Raw genomic sequence first — 18,131 nt, forward strand, 5'->3', positions numbered from 1 at the left:
GAACACAGGAATGCTCAGTCCGCGCGGCCTAGCCGCTCGGAATCGGCAAGCAGAGCGGCCAGCTGGTCAGGCTGCGACACCGGCCGCTGGCACGCCAGGTCCTGGCACACGTACGCAGTCGGCAGGCCCTGGATCTCACCGCGCCCGACGAGCAACGGCACCCGGTCCCCGTGGCCAGGGTCCGAAACCACGACGACGGCGCCAGGCCGGGGCGGAACGCTGGCCATGCGCATCAAGGCCTCACGGCCAGGACCCGGGGCGCCAACGACGGCCACTTCCCGCGGGCTGCCGCGGAGGAACTCCACCTGGCGCAGCAGCCAGCCGTGCCGCGTCGGGCTCTCACGCAAGGCGTGCTGCTGCGCCCGGACGGCAGCACGGGCCCGATCGCGGTGGTGGAGATCACCGGTGAGCGCGGCCAGGACCAGGCTGACCTCCACCATGACTGACGTGCCGGAGGGAACAGCGTCGTCGGGGGCTGTCCTCTGGCGGCGGTAGAGCAGCGCGTCGTCCGACGGTGTCTGGTACCACCCGCCGTCGTCGTCTCCAAAACGGGAGTTCGCCCGTTCGGCCAAGGCGACGCCGCGCTCGAACCGGACAGTGTCGCCCGTGACCTGGAAGAGTTCAAGGTCGGCCAGGGCCAGAGCCGCGTGGTCCAGGAGGAAACCCTCCACGGCAGCCGCTCCGTCCTTCCACACATGGTGGAGCCGGCCGTCGACCACGAGCTCGCGGTGGAGGAAATCAGCCGTGCGGGCGGCAGCAGCCACCCACTCCGGTTCTCCCAACAGATGGCCGGCCCGGACGAGCCCGCGGACCGCCAGGGCGTTCCAGTCCGTGAGGACCTTGGTGTCCATGGCTGGCGCCGTCCGCCAGGCGCGCCAAGCCCGAAGGTGAGACCTGATCCGCTCCCACTCGGCGTCGAACTCCTCGGGCGGAAGGCCGGCGTCCGCCGCGAAACGCTCGCGGGGATGGGGTTCGTGCAGGACATTCGTGCCCTCCCAGTTGCCCTCTTCGGTCGCTCCCAGGAACGCCGCCCAGAGGACGGGATCAGCGTCTGCTTCCTGCAGGGCACGGGCCAGTTCCTCGAAGGACCAGACGACATAGCCTCCCTCAGCCCCCTCCGTTTCCGCATCCGTCGCGGCGGCGAATGCCCCGTGCGGCAGGCGGAGTCCGTCCAGGAGGTAACGGGCGGTGGTGCGCGCCGTGCGGGCAAGGTCAGCCCTGCCCGTCAGCACTGCACCCAAGGCGTAGGCGGGGAGCAGAAGGGCGTTGTCGTACAGCATCTTCTCGAAGTGCGGAACAAGCCAGCGACCATCGGTGGTGTAGCGCGCGAAGCCGCCGCCGAGCTGGTCGTGGATGCCGCCGCGGGCCATGGCGTCCAGCGCTTGGACGGCGGCTGCCAACGCATCCTCGTCCCCGGTCCGCAGGGTGCGGTGCAGCAGCCATTCGATGGCCATGGCGTGCGGGAACTTGGGGGCTGTGCCGAAGCCGCCGTTGCGCCGGTCCCACGCCTGACCGAGCACTGTCCGGGCGGCGTCGTCCGACACGCCGAGCTCCAGCCCTCCTGACTGCGGCGGGGTGAACCCCTCGAGTCGGGCCGAGATCGCCTGGGCAGACGCAGTGATGGCGTGGCGCCGGTCCTGCCAGGCGCGTGCAACCGCTTCCACCACCGAGGCGAACGAAGGGAGTCCGTCACGCGCCTCCTTGGGCCAGTAGGAGCCGACATAGAAGGGCTCGCCCTCGTGGGTCAGGAACACAGACATCGGCCAGCCGCCCTTGTCCGTCATGGCCTGGACGTCGGCCGCGTAGACGGCGTCGACGTCTGGCCGCTCCTCCCGGTCGACCTTGATGCTGACAAAATGCTCGTTGAGCAGGGACGCCGTCGCGGGGTCATCGAAGGATTCACGGGCCATGACGTGGCACCAGTGGCACGTGCTGTAGCCGACGGACAGGAAGAGGGGAACGTCGCGCTCCCGAGCTTCTGCGAACGCCTCCTCGCCCCAGGGAAACCAGTTGACCGGGTTCTGGGCGTGCTGGAGGAGGTAGGGGGAGGTCTCGAGGGCCAGACGGTTCGCCATGGCAAGCTCCTGCTTCTGTTCGAAAGAGGCCGGCCGTCCTGATCTCATGGGGAGGTCAGGTGGCGCAGCCAGTCTGCGAGGGCATCGACGCTCTCCGACCCTTCGTCCCCGGGCCGGCGGACCAGGCCGATCTGGACTTGGGCCACCGGACCATTGACGGAGAGCTGGACGAGCGGCGCCATGACAGTGCCGCTCGCGTATGGTGGGACGAACGTGGCGACTACCCCCAATCCCGCCTGTGCGGCCAACACCCTCGCCTGCATGCCGTCCACTTCGATGACGGAATGGTCCCCGACGAGGCCGCTCTCCCGGAGAATCTGGCGGTAGTAGGTCGATTCGAGGCTGGTGAGGGGACCGGTGATGAGCCCGGCCGCCGCGATATCCTCCAGCTCAACCGTCTCCTCGCGGGCCAAGGGGTGGGTTTCCGGGACCAGGAAGCGCAGAGATGCCTCGTGCAGCGGCTCCAAGGCGACGTCAGGCGGCAACTGCCAGTCGATGACATAGGCCAGCTCCAATTCCCTGTCCAACACCGCCTGGGCGTACTGCCCGCTGTGGCCGAACCGGACGGACAGCAGGGTTCCCGTGTACGACCGGCAGAAGGGTGCGACGACCTGATCCATGAAGTACTTCTGCTCGAAGGCGATGCTCGCCCCAAGCCGCACCCGGCCCCGCCGCCCGTGCCGCAGGTCCCTCAGCGATTCCTGCAGCGATTCCTGCTCTCGCAGCATCAGCTGAGCCGACCGGAAGACTTCGTGGCCTGCGGGAGTCAGGTGCACCGCACGCTGCTCATAGCGCAGGAGTTCCGAGCCGAGGGCCTTCTGCAGTTCCGCCACATGGTGTGACACCGTCGACTGCCCCAGATGCAGGTGACGGGCGGCGGCGGAATAGCCGTTGCGCTCGACGACCGTCACGAAGACGCGCAGCCGAAAGAGGTCAAGCGCCAGAAGGTTCACTCCCATCGAGCAACCTTAGAACAACGGCTTTGCCGGCTGGCGGCCCGCAGAGGTCGCCAGCCCGTCACCTTCTCCGGTGACTCAGACGAGCACGGCCTTCTCGTAGCTTGCGGACTCCGTACCGATCTCCAGGTCCAGCAGGTCCCAGCTCTTCATCCACTTCTGGGTAACCTCGTACATCTCACGGGTGTAGGGCTGGAAGACGACGCGCTCCCCCGGGCCGAAGCGCCGGACGTCGGCGATGGCGGCCAGATCCTCGGGCATCTGCTTCAGCCAGTGCTTCTTATAGCGCTCCGGGAAGAGGTCGATGTCCCGCTGTGCCTTCTCCAGTGCGCGGTAGTACTTGGCGATGTCCTCGGTGTTGGCCTTGGCCGGAATGTGCGCGCCCATCACGAAAGTGGTGTCGACGAGCTTGCGGAAGCCGAGCTGTTCCATGAGGTAATACTGCGCGCCGAAGACATTGGCGGCAGGAACATGCCCTCGCATCAGGAGGCGGACCCGGTCCCAAGGCGTCCCCGAGAAGGACAGCTTGATGTCCGGGCGGTCGAGGAAGGATTCCAGACCCTGAATTGCTGAGTAATGGCTGCCGGAGTGGTATCCGACGGCCACAGGAACGCCAGCGAGATCCTCGGGGCGGTTGTAGCCGGAATCGGCGGCAACGAAGATGCCTGCCGGGGCGACGGAGTACGCCTTACCGTACATCCGGGCGTCAGAGCCCGCCGCGGCGGCGTTCACGGCCCAATGGCACGCCGAGGAAATGTCACAGGTGCGGCCCTGCTGCATGTCCTCGAAGGCCCCACTCTGAACTTCCTTCGGAGCCTCGTCACGGTTCGCCGTCGTCGTCTTGGTCGCACCCCCGAAGCCGTTGTCCTCGAATTCGTAGTCGAGGCCCTCGGCCTCGAAGTAGCCGTTCTCTTCGGCAACCCATTCCTGCAGACGGACGTGCGGCTGAATCAGAAACTTTCCCACCGTTCTCCTCCTTGTGATCTGTTTCATCACAACGCTACTCGGAGAGGAATTCGGGACAACGGGCTGGGATCGATGGACCTATTGAACTTTTCGATGGGCGGCGCAGCGCGATGCCCGCTTCTCACCATCCCAGCCAGTCCCCTGCCCTGGCCAGCTTCTCCGGCGGAACGGTATGGCCCCCGTCGAACTCCTCATAGTCGACCTCGTATCCCTCTCCCCGCAGAACCGGCGCAATCCTCCGGCTGGTCTGGTCGATCGGGAGCCGCTCGTCGCCGACGCCATGGGAGATGAAGACTCGCGGCCATCCCTCACGCCCTCCGTCGGGGATCGATCCAGGCGAGAAGGCCATGATGCTGCTGAAGAGGCTGCCGTTGGCGAGGCCGAGACCCAGCGCGTACGAGGCGCCGGCCGAGAAGCCGGCAACGGCGATGCGCGACGGGTCGACGCGTGCCCTTCTGAAGGTCTCTTGAAGGGACATGTCGATGGTCGTGAGGTCCGGGCCAAACGCCCGGTCCCACACGCGTCCCGCTGAAGACGGCGCCAGGACCAGCGCCCCGAAGCGATCTGCCAGCGCCTGCGTGAACAGACCTCCCCTGGCGTCGTTTCCGGCACCATGGAGGGAGAGAATGAGCGGACTCGGGCCGTCGGCCGCGAGGGAGGCAGGCGCGTAGAGGAGGACCTCGCGACCGGACGGCGAACCGAGGTTGGACTCCCCCGGGTCAATCCGGCCGGCAATCCCCTGCGGCCGAGCGAGCAGGGCGGCCGGCCTCCGCTCGAACGCGCCGTCGCATCCGCCCAGGAGCGGCAGCACGGCGCTGCACATCATGAGCCTCATCGCGGCCCGGCGTGGGATCATCTGCTGACTCTACTGCCCAGCAAGGCAGTAGCGCTGTGCGGCTGGGACCACACGACGACGTCGTCATCGACGGCGGCGAACCCGCAGAACGAGCAGCGTCCGTATGATCGGGACGTGAGGGCGGCGGACGCCGTCCTCCACCGGAGAGAGGAGCCGCAATGAGTGGCAACGATCCGTTCGACCGCATCCCGGAGAAGGCGGCCTTCACGGTCACGAGCTCGACCGTCAACGGCGGCGAGGCGTGGCCTGAGCCCCAGTACTCGGGCGCATTCGGCGTCCCAGGCGGCCAGGACATCTCGCCCCAGCTCTCGTGGTCCGGCGCGCCCGAGGGCACCAAGAGCTACGCCGTCACCGTCTACGACCCCGACGCTCCGACCCAGTCCGGCTTCTGGCACTGGGCCGTGGCGAATATCCCTGCGTCGGTGACCGAGCTGCCCGAAGGCGCAGGGACTGCCACGGGCGAGGACATGCCGGACGGCGCGATCCAGCTGAAGAACGACGGCGGGACTCCCCAATTCGTCGGCGCCGCCCCGCCGGCCGGGCACGGGATGCACCGGTACTTCATCGTGGTGCACGCCCTCGACACCGAGGACATCGGAGTCAACGGCGACTCGAGCCCCGCGTTCCTTGGCTTCAACATGTTCTCCCACACCCTCGGGCGCGCCATGATAATCGTGACCGCCGAGATCGAGTAGCTGCCCGCCGCTCGCGCGGACTACTGGAGGGCGCCGCCGAGCCCAAGCCCGGCGAGCGCCGCGGCGAGGCACAGCGCGAGCGTCCCCACGCCGTTGACGACGGCGGCCGCCCACCTCCCGTTCAGTGCGAGGCTCACGCTCTGGTAGCTGGCCGTGGAGAAGGTCGTGTACCCGCCGAGGAACCCTGTGCCGAGAACGGCCTGCAGCGACGGGTCGGCACCGGCGAGCACGAGGGCCACGACGAGGCCCAGCAGGAACGAGCCGGTGACGTTGATGCCGATCGTCGCTACCGGGAGCGCAGCCTTGATCCGCCGGCTCACAGCGGTGTCGAGCACATAGCGCGCCACGGCGCCGACTCCGCCCGCCGCCCCGAGCAGCAGCGCCTCGGCTGGGCTCACCGGGGCTCCTCCGGGCCCTCGTGGATGTGGGACCCGTGCGGGTGGGCCGCCACGTGCGCCTCGGCGGCGAGTCCGCGCCGGTCCGAACGGTGGAGCCAGGCAGCACCCGCAATCCCGAGCAGGGTGGCGCCCGCCCCGCCGAGCAGGCTCAGCGCGAGGTACCACGCGCCGTCGGCCGCGCGACCCGCTAGTAGCAGTTGCGAGCCCTCGACGGCGAGGGTCGAGTAGGTGGTGTAGGCGCCGAGGAAGCCGGTCCCCGCGGTGAGGCGGACGAGTCGGCGCGCGCCCACGTCTGGTCCCCGGCGCGCGAGGGACTCGAGGAGCGCCCCGAGTGCGAGGGCGCCGGCGAGGTTGATGATCAGGGTCGGTAGCGGCCAGCCGCCCGGGGCGGGAATCGCGACGCCAAGCGCCCACCGAGACAGCGCCCCAAGCACCCCGCCGGCGAACACCAGCGCCAAAACCGCCGGGGAGAAGGGGTGGGCGAACCGTGCCGGGGCAGGAAGGCGCGACGGCGCGTGGGCGCCGGAAGGCGCGGGCGCGGCGTCGTGCGCGGGGTCCCGAAGGGGACGGCGGGGGTCGGAAGTCACGGCGGGTAGAGCCTATCTCGTTTGGACTGCCCGCACCCGGCGCAAAAAGGTAGCGTGGGAAGCATGGACGCGGTGTCCGGGTTCATGGCCTGGTTCGCGGCCCCCGATTCCGAGGTGGCCCGCTGGGTGCTGCAGCGCGGTGTCGCGGCGCTGTTCTTCGTCGCGTTCCTCTCGAGCCTCAACCAGTTTCCGGCGCTCGTCGGCGAGCGGGGCCTCCTGCCCGTTCCTGAGTACCTCCAGGGCTTCCACCGCATGCGCCGCCCCACCCTGTTCCGCTACCGGTACTCTGACCGGCTGTTCCGGTGGGTCTGCGCTGTGGGGCTCCTCGTGTCCGGCCTCCTCGTCCTCGGCATCCCTCAGGCGGGCCCGTGGTGGGTCCCGTTGGCGGCGTTCCTGGTGCTGTGGGGGCTGTACATGTCGATCGTGAACGTTGGCCAGACCTTCTACGGCTTCGGGTGGGAGATGCTCCTCCTCGAGGCCGGGTTCACGGTCGCGTTCCTGGGCTCGGACCAAGTCCCGCCGCCGCGGCCCATCCTGATCCTGGCCGTGTGGCTCGTGTTCCGGCTGGAGTTCGGCGCGGGGATGATCAAGATCCGCGGCGGCCCCGAATGGCGTGACCTCACGGCGCTGTACTACCACCACGAGACTCAGCCGATGCCGGGGCCGTTGAGCCGCCAGTTCCACCTCCTACCGAAGTGGATGCACCGTTCTGAGGCGGCGGGGAACCACTTCGCGCAGCTCGTGGTCCCCTTCTTCCTGTTCTTCCCTCAGCCCCTCGGGACGATCGCCGCGGCCGTGGTGATCGTCACGCAGGTGTGGCTCGTGCTCTCAGGAAACTTCGCGTGGCTCAACTGGTCCGCGATCGTGCTCGCGTTCGCCGGCGTGGGCGATTCGGCGGTGCACTGGCTCCTCCCCTTCATCCCGGCCCACCTCTCCTCCGCCCCGTGGAACAGCGCCTCGTCTGCGGACACGGGAAGCACGACGCCGTGGCCCGCCTCGGGCGACGGGGTCACCTGGGTGTGGGTCGTCGTCGTGCTCGCCGCATCGCTGCTGCTCCTCGTGCTCTCGTGGTGGCCGCTGCGGAACCTCTTCTCGAGCCACCAGCTCATGAACGCCGCCTTCAACCGGTGGCAGCTCGTCAACACGTACGGCGCGTTCGGATCGGTGACGAAGAACCGGGTGGAGATCGTCGTGGAGGGCACGCTCGATGCCATACCCGCGGAAGACTCGGAGTGGCGCGAGTACCGCTTCCGCGGCAAGCCCGGCGAGCCCGACAGGGTGCCCCGGCAGTGGGCGCCGTACCACCTGCGCCTCGACTGGCTCATGTGGTTCCTGCCCCTGCGGACGGTGCACGAGGACTGGTTCTACGCGCTCCTCATGAAGCTCCTGGGCGCCGACCCGGCCACGCTCAAGCTGCTGCGCGAGGACCCTTTCCGTGGGGCGAAGCCCCGGTGGGTGAGGGCCCGCAGCGCGCTGTACGAGTTCGCCACGCACGAGGAGTTCAGGGAGACCGGCAACCGGTGGGTGATCACGCCGCTCCGGGTGCTCATCCGGCCCATCGGCCTACGGGAAGATTGAGGCCGGAGGACATTCACGGGAAAAACAAGGAGCCCCGGCAGGCCGGGGCTCCTTGCAGCGGTGCGCGAGGCGGGATTTGAACCCGCACGCCCTTTCGGACACTGGCACCTGAAGCCAGCGCGTCTGCCGTTCCGCCACTCGCGCGCAACACCTCCGCACGGCATGGACGCAAGGCCCAGTCCCGCGAAAGCAGCGAGGACCAGCATAGCCGAGCAAAACACGGATTGCGAAATCAGGCCGAGAGCCGGCGCCGGCGGACAGGGCGCGCGGCGGGGGCGCGGGAGGCGCGGTCGCGATCCATCGTTATCGGGCCGGAACCGGGCGGATCAGGTAAGACCAAGAGGCGCCCAGTACTATCGGTTGAGGACTGTGCGTGCCCAGGAGCAGGCGCGGATAGGGCCCGAGTATGCCCGCCGCCGCGGAAAACCGCGGCAGGAGACCGGTGAAGGAGGAGGTATGGGACTGCTGGATAAGCTCGAGCGCGGCATCGAGAAGGCCGTCCACGGCGTCTTCTCCACTGGCAGGAAGGGCCAAGTGCAGCCGGTCGAGATCGCAAGCCGTCTGCGCCGCGAGATGGACCACGAGGCATTCGCGGTCGATCAGGGCCGGACGCTTGCACCGAACGTGTTCGAGGCGCATCTGTCGGATTCGGACTTCGAGCGGGCCCGCGGCTGGGGCCAGCCGCTGGCCGAGGAGCTGTGCGACGTGGCGGTCAGGCACGCACGCTCGCAGGGCTACACGCTGCAGGGCCCGGTGCGCTTCACCTTCCGCCACGATGCATCGCTCAAGGCCGGGGAGTTCGCGGTCGTCTCCCGCATGGAGAAGGGCCAGTCGCGGCCCATTGTCCCCGCAGCCCCCACAAGGCAGCCGGTGGCCCTGACGCCGGTCCTCGAGATCGACGGGCAGCGCTACGCCGTCAAGGGCGACTCGGTGGTCCTCGGCCGCTCCACCGAGGCGGACATCGTGGTGGAAGACACGGGCGTCTCCCGCCGCCACCTCGAGATCCGCACGGACGGCGGCACCACCTACGCCGTGGACCTCGGCTCGACCAACGGCAGCTACATCAACGGTCACCGCATCGAGGGCAGCGCCGTGCTCCACGACGGCACCACCATCACGATGGGACGTACCAGGATCGCCTTTCGCATGCTCCCGGCACCTCGGGGAGGGAACGCGTGAATGAACTGACGCTCACCGCTCTGCGGCTGGGCTTCCTCCTGCTCATGTGGCTCCTCGTCTTCAGCGTGGTCGGGGCGATGCGCCGCGACCTCGCGATCGGGCGCCGCCACAAGACCGGCGCCCCCACAGCCCGTCAGGTCCGGAAGAACCCGGAGCTCGCGGAGCAGCCGATGCGGCAGCAGGCTCACCGGCTCATCGTCGTCGAGGGACCGTTGTCCGGCACGACTGTCCCGCTCGAAGGCAGCCCCGTGCTGCTCGGCCGTGCGCAGGAGGCAACTCTCGTACTCGAGGATGACTACGCCTCCGGCCGCCATGCACGCCTCTTCCCGCAGGGCAGCCGCTGGTTCATCGAGGACCTCGGGTCCACCAATGGCACGTACCTCGCCGACCAGCAGCTCACACGCGCCCAGCCGGTTGAGCTCGGGGTGCCGATCCGGATCGGCAAGACAGTGATCGAGCTGAGGCCCTGATCTTGGCCGACGCCCCGCTCATCCTGCGCTTCGCGGCCCGCTCCGACGTGGGCCGGCTCCGCTCGAAGAATGACGACTCCGCCTACGCGGGCCGTCATCTTGCCGTTGTCGCCGACGGCATGGGCGGGCATGCAGGCGGGGACGTGGCGAGCGCCTCGACGGTGCTCGACCTCATCCACCTCGACCATGGCGGGTACGCAGAGGGCGAGGCGGGCACTCAGCTCGCGGACGAGATCCAGACTGCCAACTCACTGCTGTCCGAGCTGGTGAGCGCCAACCCGCTCCTCGCCGGCATGGGGACCACCGTCACGGCCGTCCTGCTCTCGGACGGGTCCTTCGCGTTCGCGCACATCGGCGACTCGCGCGCCTACCGCCTGCGGGGCAACGACCTCGAGCAGATGTCGACGGACCACACCTTCGTCCAGAGGCTCATCAACGAGGGCCGGCTGCGCCCCGAGGAGGCCGAGACGCATCCCCACAAGAACGTGCTCATGCGCGTGCTCGGGGATGTCGACGCGAGCCCCGAGCTGGACCTGGCGAGCTTCCCGGCGGTCGCGGGCGAGCGCTGGCTCCTGTGCTCCGACGGCCTCAACTACGTGCCCCTCCCCCTCGTGGCGCGTACTCTGCGCGAATTCGAGGAACCGGACGAGTGCGCAGACCGTCTCGTCGAGCTCACCCTCGCCGCGGGCGCACCGGACAACGTCACAGTGATCGTCGCAGACGTGGTCGCAAGCGAGGAGGACGACGGCGAGGAGGCGCCTCTGCCGCCGGCCGCCGCTGCCGCGTCGCTCACCGCTGCGGCGGCTACCCGCACCCCCGTGACCTCGGCCTCGGCTGCCCAGCCGCCACGGCCCGATGCCGGCCACGTCCGTCCGGTCACGGCAAGGACAAGACAGGTCGAGCCCGGAGGGCCTGTCGAGGCGCCGGACGCGGCACCGACGGCGGAGGCCGCCCACGACGGAAGCTGGGCGCCCGCAAACCCCGATGCCGGTGCGGAGGCCGCCGCTGCGCCCAGCCGTGAGGAACCGCCCACGGACCCCAACCTCGGTGCACACCTCTCGGCGGAGGTTCTCCGCCGAGAGCTGGACTCGCGCCCGCATGAACTCGTCGGCGCCGCGGCGGCCGCCGCCGAAAGCGGCTCGCTGCCCTCTGTTGCCAGCCGCACCGCAGCACGCCGTGCCGCCGCGGTCCTCACGCACGGTGGCCCGGAGGCCACCGAGGAGGCCGAGGATTCGGCGCCGTCGAGCAGCCGCCGGCTGCGGCGCTGGTTCCGCATGGGGCTGGGGGCAATTGCAGCACTCACCCTGGTCGTGGGCACTTGGTTCGGCTACACGTGGACCCAGACCCGCTACTACGTCGGGGTCTACGACAACCGGGTCGCGATCTACAACGGCGTCTCACAGCAGCTCGGCCCGATTTCGCTCTCGCACGTCCACACCGCGACCAACGTCCCTCTCGATTCCCTGAGTCCCTACACCCAGCAGCGGCTCCGCTCGGGTGTACCCGCCGACGGGCTCGAAGCTGCCGAGGACATCGTGAACGGCATCAAGTCCGATCCCCGCGGGTGCCTGCCCGGCAGTGGCGCCACGGCGAGCCCCACCGCCGGAGCCGCTGGAGGGGGGACAGCCTCAGAAAGCGCGCCGCCGTCGCCCACCCCCTCCGAGGCCAGCCCCGGAGCCTCGCCGAGTGCAAGCCCGACCACCACCCCCGACCCCTGCCTGGGAGGTACCCGATGAGCGGCGTCGAGACTGTGGTGAGGCCGCGGCGCAACGTAGAGCTCGCGCTCCTGGCCCTGGCCTGGGCCGTGGCCATCGGTGCAAACACCATGAAGTGGCTGCAGGACGGCACGGTATTCGAGAACGACTTCTGGCTGCAGGCCGCACTCCTGATCGTTCCATCCCTCGCGTTGCATATAGTTCTGCGCTTCCGGGCGAAATATGCCGACCCGATCATCCTTCCCATCGTCGTGACCCTCAACGGGCTGGGGCTGGCCATGATCCACCGGCTGGACACTCCCCAAACCGACTACGGCAACACCCAGGCCCGCTGGACCGTCGTGGGCATGGTCCTCGCCATCGCGGTGATCTGGTTCCTCAGGGACCACCGGATCCTGCGGCGCTTCACCTACATCTCGCTCATCGTGAGCGCCGTCCTGCTGCTCCTGCCGCTCGTCCCGGGCATCACCGCGGGCGAGATCAACGGCGCCCAGGTGTGGATCCGCATCGGAAGCTCGACCTTCCAGCCCGGCGAGGTCGCCAAGATCACGATCGCTGTCTTCTTCGCCGGCTACCTCTCCACGAACCGCGACCTCATCCTCCTCGCGGGGCGCCGCATCGGAAAGCTCCAGTTGCCCCGCTTCAAGGACCTCGGGCCCATGGTGGTCGCATGGGTCGCCGCGATCGGGATCCTGATCTTCCAGCACGACCTCGGCATGTCGATCCTGTTCTTCGGCATCTTCATCTCCACCATCTACATCGCGACGAGCCGGGCGAGCTGGGCGATCATCGGCGTCCTGCTCATGTTCGGCGGTGCCATGGCGGCGAGCCTGGTGCTGCCGCACATCCGGCTGCGCATCGACGGCTGGCTCAATGCGTTCTCCCCCGACGTCTACGGGCGCACCTACGGGGGCAGCTATCAGATCGTCCAGGGCCTGTTCGGGATGGCCAACGGCGGCCTGCTTGGCACCGGGCTCGGCCAGGGCCGACCGGATCTCGTCCCCTTCCCCCACTCGGACATGATCGTCGCCTCGTTCGGCGAGGAGCTCGGCCTCGTCGGGCTGTTCGCGATCGTCATGCTCTACGCGATGCTCGTCTCCCGGAGCTTCCGCACCGCGCTCGGCGCCCGTGACTCGTTCGGCAAGCTCCTAGCAGCCGGTCTCGCCGCCGCCGTGGGCCTCCAGGTGTTCGTGATCATGGGCGGCGTGACGCGTCTGATCCCACTGACGGGACTCACCACTCCATTCCTGGCCGCGGGCGGCTCGTCCCTCCTCGCGAACTGGATCATCGTGGCCCTCCTGCTCGTGATCTCCAACGCGGCAAGGCGGCCCGTCAACAGCGCCCCGCTCGCGTCTGACCGCGGGCACGGGCCCGACGCGCCGCCATCACTGCGAACACCGAGGAACACCAGCTCGGACACCACGACCACGCAGGTGGTGAGGCGCCGGTGAACCAGGCAATCCGCAACGCGTGGGTGGCCATCGCGGTCATGTTCGGCCTCGTCCTCGGTGCGATCAGCTACGTCCAGGTGATCGGCGCCGACGACCTGAACAAGAACAGCCTGAACAACCGCGCGATCCTGCAGACGTTCTGCCAGGAGCGCGGGCCCATCCTCGTGGCGGGGAAGCCGATCGCGCAGTCGATGGCCAGCGGGTCCGACACCTGCGCGTTCCAGCGCACATACCCAGGCGACGCCGCACTGTACGCCGGGCTCACGGGCTACTATTCCAACGTGTTCGGTTCCACCGGGCTCGAGAACTCACTGAACTCGACGCTCACCGGAACGTCGGACCAGCTCCTCATGGACCGGATCCGGCAGCTCTTCCTCGGCCAGCAGCCAAAGGGCGCCTCGGTGGAGCTCACGATCGACCCGGCCATCCAGAAGCTTGCCTACGACCTGATCCCGGAGGGGCAGCGAGGCTCGATCGTCGTGACAAACCCGAAGACGGGCGCCATCATCGCGATGGTCTCCAAGCCCAGCTACGATCCCAACCAGATCGCCACCCAGGACAAGGCGGCCGCGCAGGCCGCGATGGCGAAGATCCAAGCCGAGCCGGGCATCAACCTCAATCAGGGCGTGAGCGGGCCCACGGGTGGGCTGTTGGCCCCGGGCTCGGTGTTCAAGCTCGTCGACACCGCCGCGGCTTTGGCCTCAGGGAAGTACAACAAGGACTCGACGCTCCCGAACCCCGCCGAGATGTCCCTGCCGGGCTCCTCCGCGAAGCTTCCCAACTATGCCGGCGGCAACTGCTACACGCGGGATACCGCGGACTTCTCCTTCGCCCTTGAGCAGTCCTGCAACACGCCGTTCGCGTCGATCGCCGTCGACCTGGGTCAGGATGCGATCGGCAAGCAGGCCGCGGCGTTCGGGTTCGGCCAGGAGGCAGGCGACCAGCTGCACCTCGACTACTCCTCAGGGGTGTGGCCGCAGAAGCTCGACCAGGCGCAGCTCGCCCAGTCCGCAATCGGCCAGTTCGACGTGAAGGCCTCGCCGCTGCAGATCGCGCTCATGACGAGTGCGATCGCGAACGGGGGGGTCCAGATGAAGCCCTCGCTCGTCAAGAGCATCACGGCCCCGGACCTGCGAGTGGTCTCTGAGCCCAAGCCCCAGGTGCTGCGCACATCCACAACCCCGGAGATCGCGAACCAGATCACGCAGTGGATGACCAACGTGGTCTCCCGGGGCATTGCGGGCCGTGCGGCGGTGCCCGGAGTCAAGGTGGCAGGCAAGACCGGCACGGCGGAGCTGGGCTCCTCCGGCCTGAACAACTCCTGGTTCACCGGGTTCGCCCCGGCGGACAACCCCCAGGTGCAGGTGACCGTCGTCATGGAAGGCGTCGACGTCAAGACGGGAGCCGCGCTGACAAGTCCCACAGCGAGCAAGATCTTTGAGGCGGTGTTGAAGAAGTGAGACCGACGTCAGGCATCACCTTGGGCGGCAGGTACCAGCTGCAGGGCCGGATCGCCATCGGTGGCATGGGCGAGGTGTGGCGCGCCCGAGATGACGTCCTGGGCCGTATCGTGGCGATCAAGATCCTCAAGGAGGAGTACGCCGGCGATCCCAGCTTCCTCGAGAGATTCCGTGCCGAGGCGCGCCACACGGCGCTCCTGAACCACAACGGCATCGCGAACGTCTTCGACTACGGCGAGGCCGAGGGATCCGCGTACCTCGTCATGGAGCTCGTCCCGGGCGAGCCCCTGTCCGCGATCCTCGAGCGCGAGCGTGTCCTGTCGCCGGACCGGACGCTGAACATCATCGCGCAGACGGCCCGTGCCCTCGCGGTGGCCCACGGCCAGGGCCTCGTGCACCGGGACGTCAAGCCTGGCAACTTGCTGATCACCCCTGACCACCGGGTCAAGGTCACGGACTTCGGCATCGCCCGCCTCGCCGACCAGGTGCCGCTGACCCAGACCGGCCAGGTCATGGGCACGGCGCAGTACCTCGCGCCGGAGCAGGCCACGGGCCAGCAGGCCACGGGCTCGAGTGACATCTACTCGCTCGGGGTCATCGGCTACGAGTGCCTCACCGGGCACCGCCCGTTCTCGGGCGAGAGCCAGATCGCTATCGCGCTCGCCCAGGTCAACGATGCCCCGCCGCCGCTGCCCGATCACCTTCCCGCGCCCGTGCGCGCTCTGCTGATGTCCATGCTCGCCAAGGATCCCCGCAACCGCCCGGCGAACGCGATCAAGCTTGCCGAGGCGGCCGAGGCGATCCGCCGCGGCGACATCCGAGCGGCCCAGGCGGCTGTGCCCGGGATGCTGCTGCACGACGACTCGACGGAGGCGATCACCGCTCCGGTCAGGAGGCAGACGGCCCCGACGGCGGTCGTGGGCGGGGCAGCTGTAGCGGGAGCGGCGGCCGGTGCGGCTGCATCACGGGGCACGCCCGCGACGTCGGCCCTCCCGGTGGTCGGCGAAGAAGGTCCACGCGCCCGCCCCTCCTCCACCGAGGACGCCTACCACCCGCTGTACGCGCCGGTTGACGATGACGAGCAGCCCGAGGAGCCCGAGCGCCGGCGGCAGCGCAAGCGCAGCCCGCTCACGTGGCCGCTCGTGGCGCTCGTGCTGCTGCTCCTGTTCGTGGTGATCGGCGTGTGGCTCTCGAACGCTGGCCTGTTCAGCCCGTCCCCGCTGCCGTCCCAGGGCCCGAGCTCGGCGGCACCGAGCATCTCGAGTGCCTCGCCGACCCCGTCGACGACCGCCACGAGCCGCAGCGCGGCCCAGAGCCCGAGCTCGCCGCCAGCCGTGCCCCCGGTCCAAGAACCCGCCACGGTCAACATCATCCCCAGCGCATACCTCGGAAAGCCCTACACTCAGGTAAAGGCGCAGCTGGAGGCTCTCGGCATGATCGTCGCACTCAACCCGGTCCAATCGCAGACCGGCACGGGCCAGGTCACAGACGTCAGCCCGAGCGGCGCAATCGTCGTCGGCTCTACGCTGTACGTGACCTACCAGGCCGCCATGCCGCCCACACAGACCCCCTCGCCTACGCAGACGACCCCGGCCAGGCCGTCGTCAGCAGGGGCATCCGGAGGGGCGCTCCCGAGCGTCTCGACCGCACCGAGCAGCTGAGACGATGACATCTTCCGCCCATCCGCCCCTGCAACGAGAGGACGAGCCCATGCCCGCTCCCGTCGTCCTCTCGGGCCGGTACGAGCTCGGTGACCTGATTGGCCGGGGCGGAATGGCGGATGTGTACGAGGGCCGGGACCGGCGGCTTGGCCGCACGGTGGCTGTGAAGATGCTCCGCCCCGACATGGCCCGCGATGGGCAGTTCCGGGTCCGGTTCGAGCGGGAGGCGCGCGCGGTCGCCGGTCTCAACCACCCCGCGATCGTGGCGGTCTACGACACGGGCGAGCACAACGCCGAACCCCTAGCCCCGCACAGCGTGGCCGTGCCGTACATCGTCATGGAGTATGTCGCCGGGAAGTCGCTGCGGGAGGTCGCGCACGAGGACAGCCTCACGGTCGACCAATCCGTGGACTATGTGCTCGGCATCCTCTCGGCACTCGAGTACAGCCACCGCCATGGGATCGTGCACCGGGACATCAAGCCCGCAAACGTGATGGTCTGCAGCGATCCCGGCGAGGTCAAGGTCATGGACTTCGGGATCGCCCGAGCCATGGCGGATGCGGGAGCAACCCAGACTCAGACCCAGGCTGTGGTGGGAACCGCGCAGTACCTGTCCCCGGAGCAGGCGCGGGGCGAGGTCGTCGATGCCCGCACAGACCTATACTCGACCGGCTGCCTGCTCTACGAGCTCCTCGCAGGCCGACCGCCGTTCATCGGCGAGTCCGCCGTTTCCCTCGCCTACCAGCATGTCCAGAGTGCCGCTGCGCCTGCCTCGGACTTCAATCCCGAGGTCACTCCGGCGCTCCAGAGTGTCCTCGAGCGCGCGCTCCAGAAGGACCCGGATGACCGGTTCCAGAGCGCCGCGGCCTTCCAGCGCGCGCTGCGCGCCGCCCGTGCCGGTGTGCCGGTGCCCGCGCGGTCCGGCGTCGCCGCGGTCGGCGCCGCGGCTGCCGTCTCGGGAGCTGCCGCGCTCGACGACGCCGGCCCCACCGAGCCAGTCGGGCTCGTCGGAGCCCGAGCTGCTTCGGCAGAGGACGCGGGGAGCGGCGGGAACGCCCCGGGCGAGGCATCGGCGTCGCCCCACCTCGGCGACACCGGAGAGATCCCCGTGGTCGCACCTCCACCGGCGGAACTGATCCAGTTCGACGACGACCGCGACGAGGAGCGTGCCCGCCGAGGCCGGGGGCGCCGCCGGACGTGGATCGTAGCCCTCGTGATCGCAGCCCTGCTGCTCGCCGCAGCCGGCGGGATCGTGCTGTACACCTACATGAACCAGCCGGCCGCAGTCCAGATGGTCACCGTCCCGTCAGTGGCGAACATGACCGAGACGGAGGCTGCACTCAAGCTCCAGTCGATGGGGCTCAAGCCCACGATCGACCACCCGAAGGACTCGACCGTCCCCAAGGGCAAGGCCATCCGCACTGTCCCGGACGCGGGAACGCAGCTCGCGAACGGCTCCTCGATCTCACTCCTGGTCTCCGACGGCCCGGCGAATGCCACCATTCCGGAATCAATCATCGGCGCGACCGAGGCCGGCGCCCGCTCGACGCTCCAATCGCTGGGGCTCACCGTCAAGCCGAAGCCGATCTTCGCGAACGACCCCAAGGCCCCCTACGGCACGGTTATCTCCACCAACCCCGGGGTGGGACAGACCGTGGGCCTCGGCACGGAGGTGGAACTGACGCTCTCCAGCGGCAAGGTCGCCGTTCCGGAGCTGCGGGGCATGTCCCTCGAGGCCGCACAGAAGGCCCTCGCGGACCTGGGCCTCAAGACCAGCACCCAGGAGGCGGAGAACTCTGTGGTGCCGCCGGGTACAGTCACGGACCAGTCGCCTGCCGCCGATGGCACCGTCGACCAGGGCGGTACGGTGACGCTGACGGTGGCCAAGGCTCCGCCACCGCCGAGCCCCCCGCGCGTACCGAGTCCCACAGCAACCCCGACGCCATCGGCGACCACTCCGACGCCCTCGCCCACCGCCCCGACGCCATCGCCCACCGCCCCGACGCCATCGCCCACCGCCCCGACGCCATCGCCCACCAAGAAGGGCGGCGGGAACGGCTGAACCAGCTCCCTCGGCGCCCGGC

Annotated in this window: 15 protein-coding genes and 1 tRNA gene; 9 read left to right on the forward strand and 7 right to left on the reverse strand. The window is 69.1% G+C overall.

From position 1 onward, the window contains the following. Window positions 1-14 precede the first annotated feature (14 nt). The 4 genes from LF262_RS06590 to LF262_RS06605 all read right to left on the reverse strand — a co-directional run bounded on the left by LF262_RS06590 (window position 15) and on the right by LF262_RS06605 (window position 4,853). Window positions 15-2,075, reverse strand: coding sequence for a thioredoxin domain-containing protein (locus LF262_RS06590; RefSeq protein WP_235779493.1), 2,061 nt, complete (start codon window positions 2,073-2,075; stop codon window positions 15-17). A 44-nt stretch (window positions 2,076-2,119) separates the two neighbouring features. Continuing rightward, the gene (locus tag LF262_RS06595; RefSeq protein ID WP_235779494.1) at window positions 2,120-3,034 is read right to left on the reverse strand and encodes a LysR family transcriptional regulator; all 915 of its coding nucleotides are present in this window, start codon (window positions 3,032-3,034) and stop codon (window positions 2,120-2,122) included. Window positions 3,035-3,109: 75 nt separating this feature from the next. Next, window positions 3,110-3,997, reverse strand: a complete 888-nt coding sequence (locus tag LF262_RS06600; protein ID WP_235779495.1) for an ABC transporter substrate-binding protein — start codon at window positions 3,995-3,997, stop codon at window positions 3,110-3,112. Between the two features lie 121 nt (window positions 3,998-4,118). After that, complete coding sequence (locus tag LF262_RS06605) at window positions 4,119-4,853, reverse strand: alpha/beta hydrolase (protein WP_235779496.1); 735 nt, start codon at window positions 4,851-4,853, stop codon at window positions 4,119-4,121. A gap of 158 nt (window positions 4,854-5,011) precedes the next feature. Here LF262_RS06605 and LF262_RS06610 point away from each other — a divergent pair, with 158 nt between their 5' ends. Continuing rightward, window positions 5,012-5,548, forward strand: coding sequence for a YbhB/YbcL family Raf kinase inhibitor-like protein (locus LF262_RS06610; RefSeq protein ID WP_235779497.1), 537 nt, complete (start codon window positions 5,012-5,014; stop codon window positions 5,546-5,548). Between the two features lie 20 nt (window positions 5,549-5,568). Here LF262_RS06610 and LF262_RS06615 read toward each other — a convergent pair whose 3' ends face one another. Both LF262_RS06615 and LF262_RS06620 read right to left on the reverse strand, forming a co-directional pair. Next, window positions 5,569-5,946: a fluoride efflux transporter FluC gene (locus LF262_RS06615; RefSeq protein ID WP_235779498.1), complete on the reverse strand. Its 378-nt coding sequence runs from the start codon at window positions 5,944-5,946 to the stop codon at window positions 5,569-5,571. Beyond that, window positions 5,943-6,533: a fluoride efflux transporter FluC gene (locus LF262_RS06620; RefSeq protein WP_235779499.1), complete on the reverse strand. Its 591-nt coding sequence runs from the start codon at window positions 6,531-6,533 to the stop codon at window positions 5,943-5,945. The genes LF262_RS06615 and LF262_RS06620 overlap by 4 nt, the downstream gene beginning before the upstream one ends. Before the next feature lie 63 nt (window positions 6,534-6,596). On the opposite strand from LF262_RS06620, the gene LF262_RS06625 reads away from it, so the two are divergent. Continuing rightward, on the forward strand, window positions 6,597-8,111 hold the full coding sequence (locus tag LF262_RS06625; RefSeq protein WP_235779500.1) for a lipase maturation factor family protein: 1,515 nt from the start codon (window positions 6,597-6,599) through the stop codon (window positions 8,109-8,111). Between the two features lie 61 nt (window positions 8,112-8,172). On the opposite strand, the gene LF262_RS06630 is transcribed toward LF262_RS06625, so the two are convergent. Further along, a tRNA-Leu gene (locus LF262_RS06630) sits at window positions 8,173-8,255 on the reverse strand. Between the two features lie 312 nt (window positions 8,256-8,567). Between LF262_RS06630 and LF262_RS06635 the strand changes: the two genes are divergently transcribed. Genes LF262_RS06635 through pknB form a run of 7 tightly spaced genes read left to right on the forward strand, consistent with a single transcriptional unit; the run spans window position 8,568 to window position 18,109 of the window. Continuing rightward, window positions 8,568-9,290 carry an FHA domain-containing protein gene (locus LF262_RS06635; protein ID WP_235779501.1) on the forward strand — a complete coding sequence of 241 codons (723 nt, stop codon included), beginning with the start codon at window positions 8,568-8,570 and terminating at the stop codon, window positions 9,288-9,290. Then, complete coding sequence (locus LF262_RS06640; protein WP_235779502.1) at window positions 9,287-9,760, forward strand: FHA domain-containing protein FhaB/FipA; 474 nt, start codon at window positions 9,287-9,289, stop codon at window positions 9,758-9,760. Before LF262_RS06635 ends, LF262_RS06640 begins: the two co-directional genes overlap by 4 nt. A gap of 2 nt (window positions 9,761-9,762) precedes the next feature. Beyond that, a complete protein-coding gene (locus LF262_RS06645) occupies window positions 9,763-11,496 on the forward strand; it encodes a PP2C family protein-serine/threonine phosphatase (protein WP_235779503.1) in 1,734 nt (577 codons plus the stop codon). Further along, the gene (locus LF262_RS06650) at window positions 11,493-12,926 is read left to right on the forward strand and encodes an FtsW/RodA/SpoVE family cell cycle protein (RefSeq protein ID WP_235779504.1); all 1,434 of its coding nucleotides are present in this window, start codon (window positions 11,493-11,495) and stop codon (window positions 12,924-12,926) included. Before LF262_RS06645 ends, LF262_RS06650 begins: the two co-directional genes overlap by 4 nt. After that, window positions 12,923-14,386, forward strand: a complete 1,464-nt coding sequence (locus LF262_RS06655; protein WP_235779505.1) for a peptidoglycan D,D-transpeptidase FtsI family protein — start codon at window positions 12,923-12,925, stop codon at window positions 14,384-14,386. Before LF262_RS06650 ends, LF262_RS06655 begins: the two co-directional genes overlap by 4 nt. Next, window positions 14,383-16,047, forward strand: coding sequence for a serine/threonine-protein kinase (locus tag LF262_RS06660; protein ID WP_235779506.1), 1,665 nt, complete (start codon window positions 14,383-14,385; stop codon window positions 16,045-16,047). Before LF262_RS06655 ends, LF262_RS06660 begins: the two co-directional genes overlap by 4 nt. A gap of 49 nt (window positions 16,048-16,096) precedes the next feature. Beyond that, on the forward strand, window positions 16,097-18,109 hold the full coding sequence (pknB, locus tag LF262_RS06665; protein WP_235779507.1) for a Stk1 family PASTA domain-containing Ser/Thr kinase: 2,013 nt from the start codon (window positions 16,097-16,099) through the stop codon (window positions 18,107-18,109). Window positions 18,110-18,131: the final 22 nt, after the last annotated feature.

Origin of the sequence: Sinomonas notoginsengisoli (assembly GCF_021554725.1) — a bacterium.
Lineage (GTDB): Bacteria > Actinomycetota > Actinomycetes > Actinomycetales > Micrococcaceae > Sinomonas > Sinomonas notoginsengisoli.

Excerpts from the sequence above, each read along its gene's own strand:
- LF262_RS06625 (WP_235779500.1), top strand. The coding sequence starts at position 6,597 with ATGGACGCGGTGTCCGGGTTCATGGCCTGGTTCGCGGCCCCCGATTCC.
- LF262_RS06590 (WP_235779493.1), bottom strand. The coding sequence starts at position 2,075 with ATGGCGAACCGTCTGGCCCTCGAGACCTCCCCCTACCTCCTCCAGCAC.
- LF262_RS06605 (WP_235779496.1), bottom strand. The coding sequence starts at position 4,853 with ATGATCCCACGCCGGGCCGCGATGAGGCTCATGATGTGCAGCGCCGTG.
- LF262_RS06595 (WP_235779494.1), bottom strand. The coding sequence starts at position 3,034 with ATGGGAGTGAACCTTCTGGCGCTTGACCTCTTTCGGCTGCGCGTCTTC.
- LF262_RS06635 (WP_235779501.1), top strand. The coding sequence starts at position 8,568 with ATGGGACTGCTGGATAAGCTCGAGCGCGGCATCGAGAAGGCCGTCCAC.
- pknB (WP_235779507.1), top strand. The coding sequence starts at position 16,097 with ATGCCCGCTCCCGTCGTCCTCTCGGGCCGGTACGAGCTCGGTGACCTG.
- LF262_RS06650 (WP_235779504.1), top strand. The coding sequence starts at position 11,493 with ATGAGCGGCGTCGAGACTGTGGTGAGGCCGCGGCGCAACGTAGAGCTC.
- LF262_RS06610 (WP_235779497.1), top strand. The coding sequence starts at position 5,012 with ATGAGTGGCAACGATCCGTTCGACCGCATCCCGGAGAAGGCGGCCTTC.